Below are 19,646 nucleotides of genomic sequence, written 5' to 3'. Positions count from 1 at the left end.
AACGCAGGTTCGGATAAGTTCAAAGGTCAGCGTAGCTGCACGCGGTCATGCACCAAAACTTGCGCGGGGAAGGAAGTCGCTGATTCACCCATCGACGACGCCCCACAATGCGGTGCTTCATCCTCTACCGGTCGCCGATACATGCACTTTGCGCCAAGACTGAGGATTTGGCCGTTCGTCCGCGGCACTCTACGCCGCTGGACTCATGAAGTAGATACATGGGACACAGCAGGACAAATGCTATAGACCCCCTCTCCGTAGCCTGAACTTCTTGACTGCTTGCTAGCGATCTGCGCCTCGCTTCGCCATACCGCTACGCTCCCCCTCACTCCCACTCAATCGTAGCCGGCGGCTTCCCGCTGATGTCGTACACCACGCGCGAGACGCCGCGGAGTTCGTTGATGATGCGGTTGGAGACGGTGCCGAGGAGGTCGTACGGGAGGTGGGCCCAGTGCGCGGTCATGAAGTCGATGGTCTCGACGGCGCGCAGTGCGATGACCCATTCGTAGGCGCGGGCGTCGCCGACGACGCCGACCGATTTCACCGGCAGGAACACGGCGAAGGCCTGGCTGGTCTTGTCGTACCAGTCGGCCTTGCGCAGCTCGTCGATGAAGATCGCGTCGGCCTTGGCGAGAAGGTCGGCGTATTCGGCCTTCACTTCGCCGAGGATGCGCACGCCGAGGCCGGGGCCCGGGAACGGGTGGCGGTAGACCATGCTGCGCGGCAGGCCGAGTTCGACGCCGAGGCGGCGCACTTCGTCCTTGAACAGTTCGCGCAGCGGCTCGACGAGGCCGAGCTTCATGTGCGCGGGCAAGCCGCCGACGTTATGGTGGCTCTTGATGACGTGGGCCTTGCCGGTCTTGCTGCCGGCCGACTCGATCACGTCGGGGTAGATCGTGCCCTGCGCGAGCCACTTGGCGTTGGCGAGCTTGTTGGACTCTTCCTCGAAGATCTCGACGAAAAGGTTGCCGATGATCTTGCGCTTGGCTTCCGGATCGGCCACGCCTTCGAGCGCCTTGAAGTAACGCTCGGCGGCGTTGACGCGCACGACCTTGATGCCCATGCCGCCTTTTTCGGCCTCGTTGGCGAACATCGCCATGACCTGGTCGCCTTCCTGCCAGCGCAGCAGGCCGGTGTCGACGAACACGCAGGTGAGCTGCTCGCCGATCGCCTTGTGCAGCAGGGCTGCGACTACCGAGGAATCCACGCCGCCCGAAAGACCAAGGATCACCTCGTCGCTGCCGACGAGCGCGCGCACGCGTTCGATCTGGTCGTCGATGATGTGCGCGGCGGTCCACAGCGTGCGGCAGCCGCAGATGTCGGCGACGAAGCGGCGCAGCAGCGCCTCGCCCTGTTTGGTGTGCGTGACCTCGGGATGGAACTGCACGCCGTACCAGCGCTTGGCTTCGTTGGCCATCGCGGCGACCGGGATGCGGTCGGTCGTGGCGGTGACGGTCCAGCCCGGCGGCGCCTTGGCGACGTGGTCGCCGTGGCTCATCCACACGTCCAGGCGCGGCTCGCCGTGGTGGTCGCTGAGGCCGCCGAGCAGCGCATCGTGCGCGACGAGCTGCACTTCGGCATGGCCGAACTCGCGCGCGTCGGCGGCTTCGGTCGCGCCGCCGAGCTGCGCGGCGAGCGTCTGCATGCCGTAGCAGATGCCGAGGATCGGCAGGTTCGCGTCGAACACCTGCTGCGGCGCAGCCGGAGCGCCGTGCTGGGTGGTCGATTCGGGGCCGCCCGACAGGATGATGCCCTTGGCGCCGTAGGCGGCGATCTCGGCCGGATCGTGGTCCCACGCCCAGATCTCGCAGTACACGCCGATCTCGCGCACGCGCCGCGCGATGAGCTGGGTGTACTGCGCACCGAAATCGAGGATGAGGATCTTGTCGCTGTGGATGTCGGCCAAGGGATCAGAACTCCAGGGTCGCGGCGAGTCGGCGCCGCATGTCGGTGAATTCGGTGGAGAGGTGGCCGGCGTCGTCGAGGGTGTCCTGCAGCAGCAGGATGACCGGGCGCACGCCGGGGCCGACCACGTAGGCCTCGTTGCGGATCGCCGTGGAGGCGACGCGCACGGTCGCGGCGACGCCTTCGATGCGGCCCTTCGGCGTCTCGAGCACGACCTTCTCGCGCTTGGCGCGCGTGCCGGCGCCGATCTCGTCCTCGATGCCGTCGAGCACGTCGGCGGCCATCGCGTCGCCGCCGAGCAGTCCGCGCGTGATGATCACGACGGCGTTGCTGCCGTCGAGCGTCCAGGTCTCGTCGTCGTGTTCCCACGAGAAGTTGCGCGGATAGTCGAAGCGCAAACCGGCGGCGTCGAAGCGGCGCGTCGGCAGCTCCTCGATCAGCACCTTGAGCGGCTTGCCGTCGACGACCACCTCGGCGACCTTGCCGGTCTCCACGACCGCGCGCGCGTCGCCGATCTTCACCTGCAGCCGTGCCGGCGGTTCCGCATCGCCCGCATGCGCGATGCCGGCCGCGAACACGGCGAGCAGCGCGAAGGCGTGGCGGCGTGGCGGCATGGTCAGCTCAGGCGGTAGTTCGGGGCTTCCTTGACGATCTCGATGTCGTGCGGGTGCGCCTCGCGCACGCCGGCGCCGGTCACCTTCACGAACTGCGGGCGCGTGCGCATCTCCTCGATCGTGCCGCAGCCGCAGTAGCCCATCGAGGCGCGCAGGCCGCCGACGAGCTGGTGCACGATGTTGCGCAGCGAGCCGCGATACGGCACGCGGCCCTCGATGCCCTCGGGCACGAGCTTCTCGGGATCGGAAGCGTCCTGGAAGTAGCGGTCGCTGGAGCCCTTCTCCATCGCGCCGAGCGAGCCCATGCCGCGGTAGCTCTTGTACGAGCGGCCCTGGTAGAGCTCGACTTCGCCAGGCGATTCCTCGGTGCCGGCGAACATGCTGCCGAGCATGACGGTGGACGCGCCCGCGACGATCGCCTTGGCGACGTCGCCCGAGTAGCGGATGCCGCCGTCGGCGATCAGCGGGATGTCGTCCTTGAGCGCGTTGGCGACGAGGTCGATCGCGGTGATCTGCGGCACGCCGACGCCGGTGACGATGCGCGTGGTGCAGATCGAGCCCGGGCCGACGCCGACCTTGACCGCATCCGCGCCGGCATCGCGCAGCATGAGCGCGGCATCGCCGGTGACGATGTTGCCGCCGATGACCTGGGTATTCGGGAACGTCTTCTTGACCCAGCGCACGCGGTCGATGACCGACTGCGCATGGCCGTGCGCGGTGTCGACGATGAGCACGTCCACGCCGGCCTCGATGAGGGCCTCGACGCGGCGCTCGGTGTCGCCGCCGACGCCGACTGCGGCACCGACGCGCAGGCGCTCGCGGGCGTCCTTGGCCGAGCGCGGGTTGTCGCGCGCCTTCTGGATGTCCTTGACGGTGATCAGGCCGCGCAGCTCGAACTCGTCGTTGACGACGAGCACCTTCTCGATGCGGTGCTTGTGCAGCAGCGCGAGGACTTCATCCTCGCCCGCGCCTTCGCGCACCGTCACGAGGCGCTCCTTGCGCGTCATGATGTTCTTGACCGGATCGTCGTGCTTCTTCTCGAAGCGCATGTCGCGGCTGGTCACGATGCCGACGAGGTTGCTGCCGTCGACCACCGGGACGCCCGAGATGCCGTGCTCGCGCGTGATGCGCATGACGTCGCGGATCGAGGTGTCGGGGCGCACCGTGAGCGGATCACGGATCACGCCGGCCTCGAACTTCTTGACGAGGCGCACTTCGGCGGCCTGCTGCTCGAACGGCATGTTCTTGTGGATGATGCCGATGCCGCCGCATTGCGCCATCGTGATGGCCAGGCGGGCTTCGGTGACCGTGTCCATCGCGGCCGAGATGATCGGCACGTTGAGGCGCAGGTCGCGGGTCAGGCGCGTCGAGGTGTCGACGTCGCGCGGGAGGACGGTGGAGTGTCCGGGAACGAGATAGACGTCGTCGAACGTCAGGGCATCAGCGAGAAGACGCATGGGCGGGCGTGGGATGCGGTCAGTACGCTATTTTAGCGGTTTCCACCCCCTTCGCGCCATGGCGCGACCTGCCGCAGCCGCCCGCCCCTGATGCCGACGACACGTTTTCCCAAACCGCTTCAAGGGCTTGCCCTGTTCGTCGCATGGCTGGCCCTGATCATGGTCGCGGCGACGCGCGCGCACCTCGTCGAGGCGATGGCCGGCGGCTACACGGGCTGCCACGGTTGTTTCACGGTGCCGACGCTGGGCCAGGATGCGTGGCTGGTCGCGTTCGCCTCGCTGCTCGCGCTGGTCGCCTGCCTAGCGCGCGGCGCGATCGTGCGCGTCGCGGCGGCCGTGCTGCTCGTGCTCACGGTGGCCGTGACCGCGCTCGATCTCGCCGTGTTCGACCTGCTCTCGCAACGCCTGCTGCTCGACGACGTGCTCAAGCTCGGCGGCGATGTAGGCGCGAACTGGAGCGTGGTGACCGCGAGCGTCGCCGGCACCGCGGGCCGCGTGAAGGCGGCCGTCGCGATAGCGCTGATCCTGGTGCTCGTGCTGGCTTGCCTGCCGTCGCCGCGGCGGCCGCGCCTCGCCCTCGTGTTCGGCGCGGGCGCGCTCGTCGCCGGCGTGTTCGCACTGCATGCGCGCACCCTGCCCGTGCGCTACGTGCACGCGTGGCTGACCGGCAACGTGGTCGAGGCGAACCTGCCGCAAGGCCGCCTGCGTGCCTACGGCGACGCGCACATGGCGCGCCAGCGCGCTCGCCTCGAGGCGCTGCCGCAGATCTGCGAGCGCAACGCGCATCCGCGCCGGCCGAACGTGGTGATCGTGCTCGCCGAGTCGCTGTCGGCCTGGCACAGCGGCCTGCTCGGCGGGCCCGCCGACTGGACGCCGCGCCTCGACGCGATCGCGCGCGACAACCACTACTTCACGCGCTTCTACGCCAACGGCTTCACCACGAGCGGCGGCGAGATCGCGATCGGCACGGCGCAGGTGCCATTCACGCCGCCTGGCGTGCGCGACGCACGCTTCGACCATTACGTGCTCGACACCGGCACCCTGCCCGACCTCGCGCGCCGCAGCGGCCACCAGTCGGCGTTCCTGACCCCGGGCGACACGAGCTTCATCGGCATCGGCGACTGGCTCAAGCGGCTCGGTTTCGACGTGGTCGACGGCGCCGACGACGCGTTCTACGAAGGTCACCGCCGCTGGCAGTTCGGCGCGGCCGAGGATCGCGTGTTCTACGACCGTTTCCTGAGCTGGCTCGACACGCGCGACGCGACACAGCCGTTCGTCGCGATACTGCTGACGGTCACGAGCCATCCACCTTTCGTCGATCCGCGCAGCGGCGCGATCGACCCCGAGTCGACGATGCGCTACGTCGATGCCGAGATCGGCCGCCTCTACGACACGCTCAAGGCGCGCGGTTTCCTCGACGACGGCGTGATGCTCGTGCTCGGTGACCATCGCACGATGACGCCGCTGGCCGCGTTCGAGTACGCCTCGCACGGCGAGCGTGCGTTCGCACGCGTCCCGCTCGTGGTGGCCGGTGCCGTCGACATGCCCAAGGTGGTCGAGGCGCCGTTCCAGCAGGCCGACATCGTGCCGTCGCTGGCGTGGCTGTTCGGCGAGACGCGCTGCCGCGATGCGTTCGCGGGCAGCTTCCTGCGCGCCGATCCGCAGCCGCCGCGCCACGTGGTGCACGTGCGCGGCGACGATCGCGACCGTGTCGATGTCTACCACGGCGACGGCGAGGTCGCGGGTTATCGCCTCGACGGCGACTCGAGCACCTGGATCGGCACGCCGCCGCCGGATGCCGAAGACGCCGCAGCATGGATCGACGTGCACCGCGATGACGCGATGAAGCGTCTGCAAGCCATGCCGCCGAAGCCCTGATCGAGGGCGAGGTCGCGGGTATCGCCTCGACGGCGACGAGATACATGGATGGGTACACTGCCGCCGGACGCCGACGACGCCGTAGCCTGGATCGACGTGCACCGCGATGACGCGATGACGCGATGAAGCGCCTGCAAGCCGCGCCGCCGAAGCCCTGATCAGTCGAAGAACGTCTCCGCGGCCTCGACGGTGTTCTCCATCAAGGTGGCGACCGTCATCGGGCCGACGCCGCCCGGCACCGGCGTGATCCACGCCGCACGCTCGGCGGCCGGTTCGAACTCGACGTCGCCGGCGAGACGACCGTCGGCAAGACGGTTGATGCCGACGTCGATGACGATCGCGCCGGGCTTGATCCACTCGCCGCGCACGAGTCCCGGGCGACCGGCTGCGACGACGACGATGTCGGCCGCGCGCACGTGTCCCGGCAGATCCTGCGTGAACTTGTGGCAGCCCGTGGTCGTGCAGCCCGCGAGCAGCAGCTCGAGCATGAGCGGCCGGCCGACGTGGTTGGACACGCCGACGACGACCGCATGGCGGCCGCGCACCGGCAGGTCGGTGTGCGCGAGCAGCGTCATGACGCCCTTGGATGTGCACGGACGCAGGCCACGCTGGCGCAGCACGAGGCGGCCGACGTTCTCGGCCTGGAAGCCGTCGACGTCCTTGCGCGGATCGATGCGGTTGATGATCGCGGGCGCGTCGACGTGGTCCGGCAGCGGCAGCTGCACGAGGATGCCGTGCACCTCGGGATCGGCGTTGAGGCGATCGACGAGCGCGGTCAGCTCGGCATCCGTGGTCGTCGACGGCAGGTCGAAATCGAAGGATCGGAAGCCGACCCGCGTGCAGGCGCGACGCTTGTTGCGCACGTACACCGACGAGGCAGGCTCGTCGCCGACGAGGATCACGGCGAGCCCGGGCCTCGGCTTGCCCGCGGCGACGCGGGCCTCGACGCGCGTGGCGAGGCGGTCGAGCAGTTCATCGGCAATGCGCTTGCCGTCGAGTAGGCGTGCGGGCATCGGACCTCCGGATCAGCCGCGCATTATCCATGTGCGGCGCGGGCCTCTCAAACGATGGGTGCCCTGTGCGACGAGATGGCGCGGTGGCGGGAGACCGAAATCCTCTCCCGCGAGGCAGATCGCCCTCGAGTTCGAACTTCCTCCGAACAAGGCATCGTCGTGAAGGGACGTCAGCATGGCGACGCCACGAAGCTGGGGTCAGGTTCATTTGCTCCAGGCGCCGCGGACATCGGAGTCGCCCGTCAGGCAAATGAACCTGACCCCAGCTATGGAGACTCGCACACGCACTTCATCGAGATCTGCCAGCCAGCGCTGTTCTTGAGCCCCTCTCCCTCCGGGAGAGGGGTTGGGGAGAGGGTGCGGTGGTGTGACAACGTCCGAAACTCGTCGCGATCCCGGACCCTCATCCGGCCCTGCGGGCCACCTTCTCCCGGAGGGAGAAGGGAAAGACCCGTGTCGCGCCGCGACCCACCATTGCGAGTCTCGCCCCGGCGTTGCGAACTCCGCCCTGCCACCATGGAGCATCGCCGGCCCTGCAGGACGCTACAGCTTCCGCTCCCACTGCGCATTCACGCAGACCCAGTCGTCGCCGCTGCGGCGCCAGCCGCTCGTGATCGTGTAGACCGAGCCGCGCTCGGGCAGGAAACGCCCTCCGCCACCCGTGAAGGTCGCCGTGAACGAGACGGTCGCGCGGTCGCCTTGCACCACGATGTCGAGCGGACCGGTGGTGACGCCGATCGACGCGTTCGCGAGCACCTGCGCACGCAGGATGCGATGCAGTTCCTCGCGGTCGACGCTGCCTTGCGCGCCGGTGAAATCGTCGGCGATGCCGGCCATGAAGGCCTTCGGGTCACGCGACTCGAGCGCACCCTGCATCGCCGTGACGGTCTCGCGCAGCACCTGCTCGTCGGGCGTGCGCGAGCAGGCCGCGAGGGCCACGAGCAGCACCGCCACGAGGCAGCGGACGACGTTTCGGTGGAACAACGAAGATGACGGCATCGGACGCGGCTCGGGCGGGCGGTCCGCAAACCCTCCCACTTCCAAGCCTTCGCGCGCAAGCGCCACGCTGCACTGCGCCTTGCCGCTGCTTCGCCCGCTGTGCTGCAATCGCGCGAACCCCGCATCCACGGCGCGCTCCGCGCGATTCGATGCGCCATGTCGCGCCGCCCGGCGCGGCAGTCCCGACGGAGGAAGCATGTCCGAGAGCAATCGTCCTTGGCTGGCCCATTACCCCAAGGGCGTCGCGCCCGACATCGATCTGGAAGCCTACGCCTCGATCGCGGCCCTGCTCGACGCGAGCTTCGACCGTTTCCGCCACCGGCCCGCCTACTCCAACATGGGCCGAACGATCACCTATGGCGAACTCGACCTGCTGAGCCGCCAGTTCGGCAGCTACCTCGTCAACGACCTCGGCCTCAAGAAGGGTGATCGCGTCGCGATCATGCTGCCGAACGTGCTGCAGTACCCGATCGCGGTCTGCGGCGCGCTGCGTGCCGGCCTCACCGTGGTCAACACGAACCCGATGTACACGGCGCGCGAACTCAAGCACCAGCTCGTCGACTCGGGCGCGCGTGCGCTGCTCGTGCTCGACAACTTCGCCCACACCGCGGCGTCGGTGATCGACGGCACGCCGTGCGAGCACGTCATCACGAGCGCACTGGGCGACCGCCTCGGCTTCCCGAAATCGTTCATCACGAACTTCGTGGTCAAGCACGTCAAGAAGCTCGTGCCGCCGTTCTCGCTGCCGAAGGCCGTGCGCTTCAACGATGCGCTCGCGGCCGGCTCGCGCGGCACGCTGCCGAAGGTCGAGATCGGCCCCGAGGACCTCGCGTTCCTGCAGTACACGGGCGGCACGACCGGCGTCGCCAAGGGCGCGATGCTGACCCATCGCAACATGATCGCGAACATGCAGCAGGCGTCCGAGTGGATCGGCAGCGGCATGCGCGAAGGCGAAGAGGTCATCATCACCGCGTTGCCGCTGTACCACATCTTCGCGCTCACGGCGAACTGCCTCACCTTCATGAAGATGGGCGGCCTCAACCACCTCATCACGAACCCGCGCGACATGAAGGGCTTCGTCGCCGAGCTCGGCAAGGTGCGCTACACGGCGATCACGGGCGTCAACACGCTGTTCAACGGCCTGCTCAACACCCCGGGCTTCGACCAGCTCGACTTCTCGAGCCTGCGCATGACGCTCGGTGGCGGCATGGCCGTGCAGCGCGCGGTCGCGGAGCGCTGGAAATCGGTCACGGGTTCGACGCTCGCCGAGGCCTATGGCCTCACCGAGACCGCGCCGGCCGTCTGCATCAATCCGCTCGACCTCGCCGAGTACAACGGCTCGATCGGCCTGCCCGTACCGTCGACCGACGTCTCGGTGCAGAACGACGACGGTACGCTGCTGCCGGTGGGCGAGATCGGCGAGCTCTGCGTGAAGGGTCCGCAGGTCATGCGCGGCTACTGGAACCGTCCCGAGGAGACCGCCAAGGTCATCGACGCGCGCGGCTGGCTGCACACGGGCGACATCGCGCGCATGGACGAGCAGGGCTTCTTCTACATCGTCGACCGCAAGAAGGACATGATCCTCGTGTCGGGCTTCAACGTGTACCCGAACGAGATCGAGGACGTGGTCGCGTCGATGCCGGGCGTGCTCGAGGTCGCCGCGATCGGCGTGCCGGACGAGAAGACCGGCGAGGCCGTGAAGCTCGTGGTCGTGCGCAAGGACCCCGCGCTCACCGCCGAGGCAATCAAGGCACACTGCCGTACCGAGCTCACCGGCTACAAGCAGCCCCGCGCGATCGAGTTCCGCGACTCGCTGCCCAAGACCAACGTCGGCAAGATCCTGCGCCGCGAACTGCGCGACGCCCCGCCGGCAAACTGAGCGCCCTGCTCCGGTCACGCCGCGCGATGCGGCGTGACGCTGGACGGCGGAATCCGCTGCGCGGGTTCCGCCCTGCCCTTGCCCTGCACGTGAATCGCTCGCGTTGGGCGGAACCGCCGCAGGCGATTCCGCCGTGGTCTTCGCGATCAACTGGGGCATGGAGCCGGACGACAAGGCATCTCGAACACCTCCGAGTTCATCGCACAGGCATCAGGACATGCCGCGCACCACGGCGCCTGTGGCGGAATCCGCTGCGCGGGTTCCGCCCTACACCTGCCCATGCACGTGAGTCGCTCGCGTAGGGCGGAACCGCCGCAGGCGATTCCGCCGTGGTCTTCGCGATCACCCGGGACATGGAGCCGGACGACAAGGCGTCTCGAACACCTCGAAATCTGCCGCCCAGGCATCAGGACATGCCGCGCACCACGGTGCCCACGGCGGAATCCGCTGCGCGGGTTCCGCCCTACGCATGCATGGCTACCCGCTCGAGCATCCAGCGCAGTTCGTGTTAGAGCGGGTTCCGCTCTGCATACGAGAAGAGCTCAACGCGGCCCGTCGACGTGGTCGGCGTAGCGGCCGAGCAGGTTCCACAGCGCGCTCTCGCGATCGGCCGGGATGTGCGAGTAGGCGAAGCCCAGGTGCTCGGGCGTGATGCGCACGATCGTCGCCTCGAGGTTCACGTGCAGGTCGTCGTCGATGAGCATGTCGAGCACGCAGCGGTCGCCGATACGGCCGGTCCAGTCTTCGGGTCGCACGAGCAAGGCGCCTGTCGCGGACAGGTTCTCGATCTCGGACGTCCACGACGACGGGCCGCAGCTGATCAGGACGGTGGACTGGATCGCCATGCGCGCGTGGCGCTGGTGGCGGCTGGCGTTGTGCTCGTTCATCGCATCCTTGGAGTCACCGCCAGGGGCGGGCCTGGCTGGGCCTGGAGACCTTGCTTCGCGCGATTCCGCGCATCCCTGCGACCTTCGTACAAACGCCGTCGCGAGGCAAGCAGGGAGACGTTGTGCGGCGCAGCGCAACACGTCATCCGGAAGTGTGCCGGCAATCACACAAAGGGGTTGCCCTGCGCCTCGGAATGCGGCAGCCGTACGCTAGACTGATCCCCGATCGCGTGGCCATTCACAGGGGATGGGCACAGGTGCTGAGCAGCCGCTCACGCCGAGCGGTCCGGCGAGCGGCGAACACTCCAACAAGGACTGCCCCCCCATGAACGCCGCCGACCTCCTCTCCCGCTCTTCCTCGGATTTCCGCCTGCTGCGCCCGCAGCATGACGACGCCACTCGCACCTCGTGGTGCTTCATGCACGCCGCACGTACGCCGAGGGAGAGTGGGTATCGCGCCTGTTTCTCCCCGGCGCTGATCAAGGAGGTTCGTGCATTCCAGAAAGCGACGACCGCGCGCATCGACGCGACGGCCTCGCCCGACGCGCGCCTCGCCCACGTCGTGCTCGCCTCGGATGCCGACGTGTTCAACCTCGGTGGCGATCTCGACCTGTTCTGCCGCCTGATCCGCGAGCAGAACCGCGAGCTCCTGCTCGCCTACGCACGTGCCTGCGTCGAAGGCGTGTACGCGTTCCACGCCCATCTCGACCGCGACGCGCACTCGATCGCTCTCGTGCAGGGCGACGCGCTCGGCGGCGGCTTCGAGGCCGCGCTGTCGTGCCAGACCATCATCGCCGAGGAAGGCGTCGGCATGGGCCTGCCCGAGGTGCTGTTCGACCTGTTCCCGGGCATGGGCGCCTACTCGTTCCTGTGCAAGCGCGTCGCGCCGAAGTTCGCCGAGGAGATGATGCTCAACGGCAACGTGTACACGAGCGAAGAGATGCACCGCATGGGCATCGTCGACATCCTCGTGCCGCGCGGCGAAGGCGTGCAGGCCGTGCACGATTTCATCCGCCGCAACCAGCGCATCTCGCACGCGCGCGCCGCGATGAACCGCGTGCGCGACATCGCGCAGCCGATCACGCTGTCCGAGCTCATGCGCATCACCGAGGTGTGGGTCGACACCGCGCTGCAGCTCGGCGAGAAGTCGCTGCGCACGATGGAGCGCCTCGTGCGCGCGCAGGAAAAGCGTCCGACGACGTCGGCGGCGACCGAGCACGCCGACCTGCCGCTCGTGCAGGCGGGCTGATCCGCCTGACCTGTCGATGTACCGGAGGCTGCGCAACGCAGCCTCCGGTTTCCTCCTACGCGAGGCCATCCTTCGCGCCACCGAAACGATGTGCGTCTCCTCTCTTCTTCCCGAAGACGAGCATGGAAAGGGCGAGCGTGTGTGCGTCCGAAGCCTGAGAGCTGGGGTCAGGTTCATTTGCCTCGACGGACGTCTCGATGATCTGGCATGCGTCAGGGCAAATGAACCTGACCCCATTTGCAGACTCCGGCTTTCGGCGCTGCGAAGCAGCCCAGCGCCGCTCCGGCGATGCGTGTTTCTCGCCGCGTAAGACGAGCTTGAAAGGCTGAAAGTACATCCGACGCCCGACAGCTGGGGTCAGGTTCATTTGCCCAGGTGCACGCGGTGTTTCGAGACGCCCACCAAGGCAAATGAACCTGACCCCGGTTCGGACCCCGGTTCGCCGTCCCTCGTTCGACCGCATCTGGCCTACTGCCCTACGTCGGGTACAGGGCGAGCCGTCCTTCTGCGAACGGCAAGCAACGCCCGGATCAGCGGCGCTCCGGCTCGCCTTCATGGCGCTTGGCGCCGGTCGACGTCGCGGCGAGCGCGAGGCGCGCCCTCTCGAGATGTTCGCGGAACTCGCGCGTGAGGCGCCGCCATTCGCGCGGCACTTCCCAGTTGCCGAGCTTCATCGCCGCCGACGCGGCCTCGGCGAGGCGCACGGCGCCCATGTTGCTGGCCACGCCCTTGAGCGCGTGGCACTGGTCGCGGAAATCGTCCCAGCGTTCGGCCTGCGCGGTCTTCTCGACGTCGACGATGCACTGCAAGGCATCGCGCAGGCACTCGTCGATGAACAGCTTCATGAAGTCGTCGCCGAGTTCGAGCTCGCGCAGTTCGTCGAGGACCTCGCGCGAGATCACCGCGCCCGGATCGACCGGCGCCGCGACGAGAGGCGGCGCCTGTACCGGGGCCGGCGCGGCCATGTCGCCGAACGAGCCCGCGGCCATCTCGGCCAGCGTGTCGAGCAGCTTGGCGACGACGATCGGCTTGGTCAGGAAGGCGCGCGCTCCGGCCTGCTTGGCCACGCGGATCGTGTCCTGCGTGGCATCGGCGCTGAGCACGATGAACGGCGTGCGCTCGCGCCCGGCCTGCATGATCGCGGCCTGGCGGATCGTGTCGATGCCGCTGATGCCGGGCATGTGCAGGTCGGTGATGACGCCGTCGTAGCGATCGCGCTCCATCGCCGCGAGCACCTCGTCGCCGCTGTGCACCGCACGCGCGCGGTGGCCGGCCTTCTCGAGCAGGCGGCACAGCACGGTGAGGTTGGCGGGCTGGTCGTCGGCCACGAGCAGGTGCAGCGGTCGTGCACGCGCGCGATGACGCACGAACGGATCGTCGAACGCGATGATGTTGTCGGTCGCGGCCGGCGCATCGGCCGGCTGCGCGGGACGCGCTCCCGTGATGACACGGAACGGCGCCTCCACCCAGAAGTGCGAGCCGACGCCGGGCGTGCTCTCGAACGCGATCGTGCCGCCGAGCAGCTCGACCAGCGACTTGGCGATCGTGGTACCGAGGCCGGTGCCGCCGAAGCGGCGCGCGTGGCCGCTGTCGGCCTGCTCGAAGGCCTGGAAGATGCGGCCCTGCGCCTCGAGCGGGATGCCGATGCCGGTGTCGCGGACGGAGAAGCGCAGGCCGACATCGTGGCCCATGCGCGCGGTCGTGCGCACGTCGACGGTGACCTTGCCGTGCTCGGTGAACTTGATCGCGTTGGAGACGAGGTTGATCAGGATCTGGCGCAGGTGATCGACGTCACCGTGCAGGCGCACGGGCACGCCGTCGGCAAGGCGCATCTCGAAGCCGAGGCCCTTGTTGTGCGCGGTCGTCTGCAGCATGAGCTGGATGCTGCGCATCGTCTCGGCGAGGTCGAAATCGACGTCGTGGCGACGCAGCTTGCCGGCCTCGATGCGCGAGATGTCGAGCACGTCCTCGACGAGCGCGAGCAGCGACTGCGCCGAGGCCTGGATGATCTCGGCGTATTCGCGCTGCTCGGCACTCAGGCGCGTGGTCACGAGCAGCTCCGACATGCCCGCAATGCCGTTGAGCGGCGTGCGGAACTCGTGGCTCATGTTCGCGATGAACAGGCTCTTGGCCTCGTTGGCGCGGCGCGCTTCCTCGGTCGCGCGCGTCAGCGCGCGCAGCAGCGAGGTCAGGTAACCCGGAATCATGACGAGGCCGGCGAGCAGGCCCCAGCCGAGCGCGGCGTTGGCCTGCCAGTACGGCGTGAACAGGATGACGGCGAGGAACGACGCCGCGGCGAGCGCGACCGCGGCGGCGAGATAGCGCGGCCCGTAGCGCAAGCCGTTGCCGATCGTGACCCACATGAACACGACGTAGAGCGGTGCGAGCTCGGGGCCGAGCATCATCATCGCGCCCATCGAGGCGTAGTCGAGCACCATGCCGACCCAGCGGCGCGGATGCGACACGCCGGGACGCCATGCGATGTGGGCGATGATCGCCGAGCCGACCACCCACTCGACCAGCAGGATCGCGAGCGCGTACGGCAGCACCGGGCCCGAGAAACCGTGCGCGGTCGAGTAGCCGATCAGGTAGACCAGCCAGAGGGCGACGATGGTCAGGCGGATGAACGCCTGCCCGTGCTCGCTGTCGGGGCGCTTCTGGAAGCGTGACTGGATTTTGGCGGTCAGCGCGTGCATCCGGCGTCTCCGTGCCGTCCGCGAAGGGTGTATCAGAGGCCTAGCACGGGTGGTGCCAGCTTCGCCTGCTGGATGTCGAGGACGCGGGACTGGTTGGCCAGCAACACCTCGACGCAGGCCGGATCGAACAGCGTGCCGGCGTTTTCGTGCAGGTAGGCGAACGCCTCCTCGTTGCTCCAGGCGCGCTTGTACGGACGCTCGGAAGTCAACGCGTCGAACACGTCGGCGATCGCGACGATGCGCGCGTTGAGCGGGATCTGCTCGCCGCGCAGGCCGTCCGGATAGCCGGTGCCGTCCCAGCGCTCGTGATGGCGCAGCGCGATCTGCGCGCCGGTCTGCACGAAGCGGCTCTGGCTGTCGCGCAGGATCTCGAAGCCGATCAGCGGGTGCTTGCGCATGACCGCCATCTCGTCGTCGGTGAGCGGGCCGCGCTTGAGAAGGATCGAATCGGGCACGCCGATCTTGCCGATGTCGTGCAGCGGCGCGGCCAGCGTCAGGATCCTGACGTCGTCCTCGGCCATGCCGAGTTCCTCGGCGATGAGTTCGGAGTAGCGCGCCATACGCAGCAGGTGCAGGCCGGTACCGAAATCGCGGTATTCGATGGCCTTGGCGAGGCGGAACAGCATCTCCCGCTCGCGCTGCTCGACCTCCTGCACGCCCTCGATGACCTTCTGCTCGAGCGAACGCGCGCGTTCCTTGACGGTCTCGCCCTGGCGGCGCATCTGCAGCAGGTTCTTGCAGCGCGAACGAAGCTCGCGCGGACGCACGGGCTTGACGAGGAAATCGATGACGCCGGCATCGAGCGCGGCCTGGCGCACGGGCTCGTCGCCGACCACGCTGATCAGCACGATCGGCACGTCACGACGTGACAACGGGCGTCGGAAACGGCGTGCGAACTCGAGCCCGTCCATCTCGGGCATGCGGTAATCGAGCAGGAGCAGGTCCGGCGTATGCGTCTCGGACCAGCGCAGGGCTTCAACCGGGTTGCCGAAATCCGACACCTGCACGGCCGGCCCGATGCCTTCGATCACGTGTCGAAGCATGGTGCGGGCGGACGGCTGGTCGTCGACGATCAGGACATTCACATCGGTTCACTCCACTGGACTCTTCATGCACACCACGCAGGCATCTCGCCACACACGGTTCGCAGTCCGGAGCCACAGCGCCAAACCTGCCTGGAGTGTCCGCCTCGGTCCGCCAGACACGGGCCGCGAGGCTAGCACACCGCGTATTGGGAGTGTAAACGAATGCAAGAATCGTGGCAGGTGGGTTGAAACCCTTCCGTGCAGCGCTTCTCAGGCCTCGGGACGCATGTAGGGAAACAGCAGCACGTCGCGGATCGACGGCACGTCGGCGAGCAGCATGACGAGCCGGTCGATGCCGACGCCGAGGCCGCCGGTCGGTGGCAGGCCGACCTCGAGCGCGCGGATGTAGTCCGCATCGAAGTGCATGGCCTCGTCGTCGCCGGCCTCCATTGCATCGACCTGGGCCTGGAAGCGCGCGGCCTGGTCCTCGGGATCGTTGAGCTCGGAGAACCCGTTCGCGATCTCCTTGCCGCCGACGAACAGCTCGAAGCGGTCGGTGATGCCCGGATCGGTGTCGCTCTCGCGTGCGAGCGGCGACACCTCGACCGGGTGCGCGGTGATGAAGGTCGGCTGCACGAGCGTGCCTTCGACGGTCTTCTCGAAGATCTCGAGCAGCAGCTTGCCCCAGCCGTAGGCCGGCTTGACGTGCACGCCGAGGCGTGTGGCGTGGCGCGCCATCGCCTCGCGGTCGCGCAGCTCCTCGCGGCGGATGTCGGGGTTGTGCTCGAGCACGGCGTCTTCCATGCGCCAGCGCCGGAAGGCCGGGCCGAGGTCGATCGCGCGGCCTTCCCAGGTCAGCGCGGTACGGCCGAGCACAGCCTGCGCGGTATCGCGCAGCATCGCCTCGGTGAGGTCCATGACGTCGTTGTAGTCGGCGTAGGCCTGGTACAGCTCGAGCATCGTGAACTCGGGGTTGTGCCGCGTCGACACGCCCTCGTTGCGGAAATTGCGGTTGATCTCGTACACGCGGTCGAAGCCGCCGACGACGAGGCGCTTGAGGTAGAGCTCGGGCGCGACGCGCAGGTACAGGGTCATGTCGAGCGCGTTGTGGTGCGTCGTGAACGGGCGCGCCGTGGCGCCGCCCGGGATCACGTGCATCATCGGCGTCTCGACTTCCATGAAGCGGCGCGGCGACGCTTCCAGCCACTGGCGCATGAAGCCGATCGCGCGCGAGCGCAGCACGAAGGCCTCGCGCGAGGCCTGGGTCACGATGAGGTCGACGTAACGCTGGCGATAGCGCTGCTCGACATCGGCGAGGCCGTGCCACTTGTCGGGCAGCGGACGCAGCGACTTGGTGAGCAGGCGCAGCGTCGAGGCCTTGACCGACAGCTCGCCGGTCTTGGTGCGCATGAGCAGGCCTTCGGCGCCGACGATGTCGCCGACGTCCCAGCCCTTGAAGGCTTCGTAGGTGTCGCCGACGGTGCCCTGGTGCACGAACAGCTGGATGCGGCCGGTCATGTCCTGCAGCTGCACGAAGCTGACCTTGCCCTGCACGCGCTTGAGCACGATGCGTCCCGCGACGCGCACCTGGCGCGCGAGGCCGTCGATCTTCTCGGCGGTCCAGGCCTCGAGGTCGGCGAACTCCGACTGCAGGTCGCCCGTGAACGCGTCGACGCGGAAATCGTTCGGGAACGCGATGCCCTGCCCGCGCAACGCGCGCAGTTTCTCGCGGCGCTCGGCGATGAGCTTGTTCTCGTCCTGGGCCGTGGCCTGCAGGTCTTCCGCCGGGTTCCCGTTCGTATCGCCGCTCGTCGTCATCGTTCGTACCGTCATGGGCGCACCCGCCCGGGTGCACTGTTCATTGCAGGATCGCGACAGGCGCCGCGACCGTGGAAAAAGAGGCCATGCCCGGCCGCATGCCGGGCACGCATCTCAGGCGTCGAGGCGTTTCGCGCCCGCCTCGAGGCCGGCCTTGAGGCTGCCCTCGATGAACTCGTCGAGGTCGCCGTCGAGCACCTTCTGCGTATCGCTGCGCTCGATGCCGGTACGCAGATCCTTGATGCGCGACTGGTCGAGCACGTAGTTGCGGATCTGGCTGCCCCAGCCGATGTCGGACTTGGTCGCCTCGAGCGCGTCCTTCTCGGCATTGCGCTTCTGGATCTCGATCTCGTACAGCTTGGCCGCGAGCATCTTCATCGCACGATCGCGGTTGGCGTGCTGCGAGCGTTCGGTCTGGCAGGCCACGACGACGCCGCTCGGCACGTGCGTGATGCGCACCGCCGACTCGGTCTTGTTGACGTGCTGGCCACCGGCGCCGGACGAACGGTAGACGTCGGTCTTGAGGTCGGCGGGGTTGATGTCGATGTCGATCTTGTCGTCGACCTCGGGCGAGACGAACACCGAGGTGAAGCTCGTGTGGCGGCGGTTGTCCGAATCGAACGGCGACTTGCGCACGAGGCGGTGCACGCCGATCTCGGTCTTGAGCCAGCCGTAGGCGTAATCGCCCTCGACACGGAACGTCGCCGACTTGATGCCGGCCACGTCGCCGCCCGACACCTCGAGCAGCTCGGTCTTCCAGCCGCGGGATTCGGCCCAGCGCAGGTACATGCGCAGCAGCATCTCGGCCCAGTCCTGCGCCTCGGTGCCGCCGGCGCCGGCCTGGATGTCGACGAACGCGCTCGCGCCGTCCATCTGGCCCGAGAACATGCGCTGGAATTCGAGCTTGTCGACGCGCCCGGCCAGCGCCTCGACGTCGGCGGCGACGCCGTCGACGGTGGCCTGGTCATCCTCGGCCTCGCCGAGTTCGAGCAGTTCGGAGGCTTCCGCGAGCGCGGTGGTCAGTTCGCGGATGCCGTTGACGACGCGCTCGAGCTGGGCGCGTTCCTTGCCGAGGTCCTGGGCGCGCTGGGCGTTGTCCCATACGGTCGGACTCTCGAGTTCACGGGTAACTTCCTCCAGGCGTTCGGCCTTGGTATCGAAGTCAAAGATACCCCCGGAGCGACGCCACGCGACCGGTCAGGTCCGCGATGCGCGCATGGATCGGATTGGTTTCCATGGTCGTCACTGCATTGCAACAAAAAGGGCGCGAAGGATAGCAAATCCGCGCGCCCGTTCACCTCAGGCACTTTCGCGCAGGGCCGGCTGCTCGGTCGCGCCGGCGCGGTCACGCAGGTCCGCGCGGAAACGCCGGCTGCACGGCACCACGGTGCCGTCGACGAGATGCAGGCGCGCGTCGCCCGATTCGAGCGGTTCGATCGAGGCAATGCACTCGAGGTTGACGAGGTAGCTGCGGTGCACGCGCGCGAAGCGTTTCGGATCCAGGCGCGCCTCGATGCCCGCGATCGTGCTGCGCAGCGGGTAGGCCCGGCCCTTGACGTTCAGGTTGACGTAGTTGCCCGAGGCCTGCAGCCATTCGATGTCGGCCGCGGCGACGAGGAACTCGCGCCCGAGCTTGCGCACGAGGAAGCGCTCGGGGCGGTCGATCGGTTCGACGGCCGGTCCCTCGTCGGGCGCGGCGAGCAGGCTGACCTCGCCCTGCAGGCGCCGCAGCACGAGACGATAGGCCTCGATCGTGAGCAGGATGGAGGCGTAGGAGCGGAAGTCCTTGAGGTATTCGTAGACGAACACCTCGCCCCAGGGACCGTAGTCGTAGGTCAGGCCCTGGGTGGCGTAGGCGAGCTGGCGCAGCGCCATCATGCCGCCGACGTGGATCAGGCAGACCACCACCGTGGCGAGGACGTGCCATTTGAGGTTGCGCCGCCAGGTGTCCCAGTACAGCGGGAAGCGCCGCGAGAACACCACCACGCACGGCACCACGACGAGCCAGAGGATGCTGCTCGTGACCTCCCAGACCGCCGGTTCCCACGGCGCGATGCCGTTGCGGCCGCGCGCCACATCGGTCTGCGCGATGATCGTGTTGGAGACCGTGTTGAGCAGCATGACGCCGAGCCAGAAGCCGATCTCGACCCAACGCCGCCACGGCTGGTAGCGCTCGTAGGCGCCGGCTGGGGCAGTCATGGGCGCGGATTCTACGTGCGTCGCGGC

At 68.2% G+C, this 19,646-nt stretch carries 13 protein-coding genes and 1 pseudogene; 3 read left to right on the top strand and 11 right to left on the bottom strand.

The window, feature by feature from the left end; all coding sequences use genetic code 11:
* Nucleotides 1-325: 325 nt before the first annotated feature.
* The 3 genes from guaA to guaB are packed head-to-tail and all read right to left on the bottom strand — an operon-like array spanning nucleotide 326 to nucleotide 3,976.
* Entirely contained in the window at nucleotides 326-1,906 is a 1,581-nt protein-coding gene (gene guaA, locus ACQQ2N_RS15520; RefSeq protein ID WP_440222480.1) for a glutamine-hydrolyzing GMP synthase, read from the bottom strand.
* A 4-nt stretch (nucleotides 1,907-1,910) separates the two neighbouring features.
* Nucleotides 1,911-2,519, bottom strand: coding sequence for a hypothetical protein (locus ACQQ2N_RS15515; RefSeq protein WP_440222479.1), 609 nt, complete (start codon nucleotides 2,517-2,519; stop codon nucleotides 1,911-1,913).
* 2 nt (nucleotides 2,520-2,521) lie between these two features.
* Nucleotides 2,522-3,976, bottom strand: coding sequence for an IMP dehydrogenase (guaB, locus tag ACQQ2N_RS15510; RefSeq protein WP_440222478.1), 1,455 nt, complete (start codon nucleotides 3,974-3,976; stop codon nucleotides 2,522-2,524).
* A gap of 90 nt (nucleotides 3,977-4,066) precedes the next feature.
* On the opposite strand from guaB, the gene ACQQ2N_RS15505 reads away from it, so the two are divergent.
* Nucleotides 4,067-5,854 carry an LTA synthase family protein gene (locus tag ACQQ2N_RS15505; protein WP_440222477.1) on the top strand — a complete coding sequence of 596 codons (1,788 nt, stop codon included), beginning with the start codon at nucleotides 4,067-4,069 and terminating at the stop codon, nucleotides 5,852-5,854.
* 158 nt (nucleotides 5,855-6,012) lie between these two features.
* On the opposite strand, the gene folD is transcribed toward ACQQ2N_RS15505, so the two are convergent.
* Both folD and ACQQ2N_RS15495 read right to left on the bottom strand, forming a co-directional pair.
* The gene (folD, locus tag ACQQ2N_RS15500; protein WP_440222476.1) at nucleotides 6,013-6,867 is read right to left on the bottom strand and encodes a bifunctional methylenetetrahydrofolate dehydrogenase/methenyltetrahydrofolate cyclohydrolase FolD; all 855 of its coding nucleotides are present in this window, start codon (nucleotides 6,865-6,867) and stop codon (nucleotides 6,013-6,015) included.
* 543 nt (nucleotides 6,868-7,410) lie between these two features.
* Nucleotides 7,411-7,851, bottom strand: a complete 441-nt coding sequence (locus tag ACQQ2N_RS15495) for a YybH family protein (protein WP_440222475.1) — start codon at nucleotides 7,849-7,851, stop codon at nucleotides 7,411-7,413.
* A 211-nt stretch (nucleotides 7,852-8,062) separates the two neighbouring features.
* Between ACQQ2N_RS15495 and ACQQ2N_RS15490 the strand changes: the two genes are divergently transcribed.
* Nucleotides 8,063-9,745, top strand: coding sequence for an AMP-binding protein (locus ACQQ2N_RS15490; protein WP_440222474.1), 1,683 nt, complete (start codon nucleotides 8,063-8,065; stop codon nucleotides 9,743-9,745).
* Between the two features lie 542 nt (nucleotides 9,746-10,287).
* Here ACQQ2N_RS15490 and ACQQ2N_RS15485 read toward each other — a convergent pair.
* A complete protein-coding gene (locus ACQQ2N_RS15485) occupies nucleotides 10,288-10,632 on the bottom strand; it encodes a PilZ domain-containing protein (protein WP_440222473.1) in 345 nt (114 codons plus the stop codon).
* 325 nt (nucleotides 10,633-10,957) lie between these two features.
* Between ACQQ2N_RS15485 and ACQQ2N_RS15480 the strand changes: the two genes are divergently transcribed.
* Nucleotides 10,958-11,881, top strand: a complete 924-nt coding sequence (locus ACQQ2N_RS15480; protein WP_440222472.1) for a crotonase/enoyl-CoA hydratase family protein — start codon at nucleotides 10,958-10,960, stop codon at nucleotides 11,879-11,881.
* 530 nt (nucleotides 11,882-12,411) lie between these two features.
* On the opposite strand, the gene ACQQ2N_RS15475 is transcribed toward ACQQ2N_RS15480, so the two are convergent.
* The 5 genes and pseudogenes from ACQQ2N_RS15475 to ACQQ2N_RS15455 form a co-directional block, all read right to left on the bottom strand.
* Nucleotides 12,412-14,577 carry an ATP-binding protein gene (locus ACQQ2N_RS15475; protein ID WP_440225781.1) on the bottom strand — a complete coding sequence of 722 codons (2,166 nt, stop codon included), beginning with the start codon at nucleotides 14,575-14,577 and terminating at the stop codon, nucleotides 12,412-12,414.
* Nucleotides 14,578-14,607: 30 nt separating this feature from the next.
* Nucleotides 14,608-15,620: pseudogene (locus ACQQ2N_RS15470) on the bottom strand (HD-GYP domain-containing protein); the annotation flags it as partial.
* 252 nt (nucleotides 15,621-15,872) lie between these two features.
* On the bottom strand, nucleotides 15,873-17,420 hold the full coding sequence (lysS, locus tag ACQQ2N_RS15465; protein WP_440225779.1) for a lysine--tRNA ligase: 1,548 nt from the start codon (nucleotides 17,418-17,420) through the stop codon (nucleotides 15,873-15,875).
* Nucleotides 17,421-17,534: 114 nt separating this feature from the next.
* A protein-coding gene (gene prfB, locus ACQQ2N_RS15460; RefSeq protein ID WP_440222471.1) for a peptide chain release factor 2 occupies nucleotides 17,535-18,657 on the bottom strand; the annotation gives its coding sequence in 2 pieces (ribosomal slippage) (nucleotides 17,535-18,584 and nucleotides 18,586-18,657; 1,122 coding nt in all).
* Between the two features lie 62 nt (nucleotides 18,658-18,719).
* A complete protein-coding gene (locus ACQQ2N_RS15455; protein WP_440222470.1) occupies nucleotides 18,720-19,619 on the bottom strand; it encodes a LytTR family DNA-binding domain-containing protein in 900 nt (299 codons plus the stop codon).
* Nucleotides 19,620-19,646 lie beyond the last annotated feature (27 nt).

The sequence above is a fragment of the Dokdonella aquatica genome, assembly GCF_051987395.1.
GTDB lineage: Bacteria > Pseudomonadota > Gammaproteobacteria > Xanthomonadales > Rhodanobacteraceae > Dokdonella.
The sequence above is the reverse complement of the archived record's forward strand: the minus strand, read 5'-3'. Positions and strand labels throughout refer to the sequence as shown.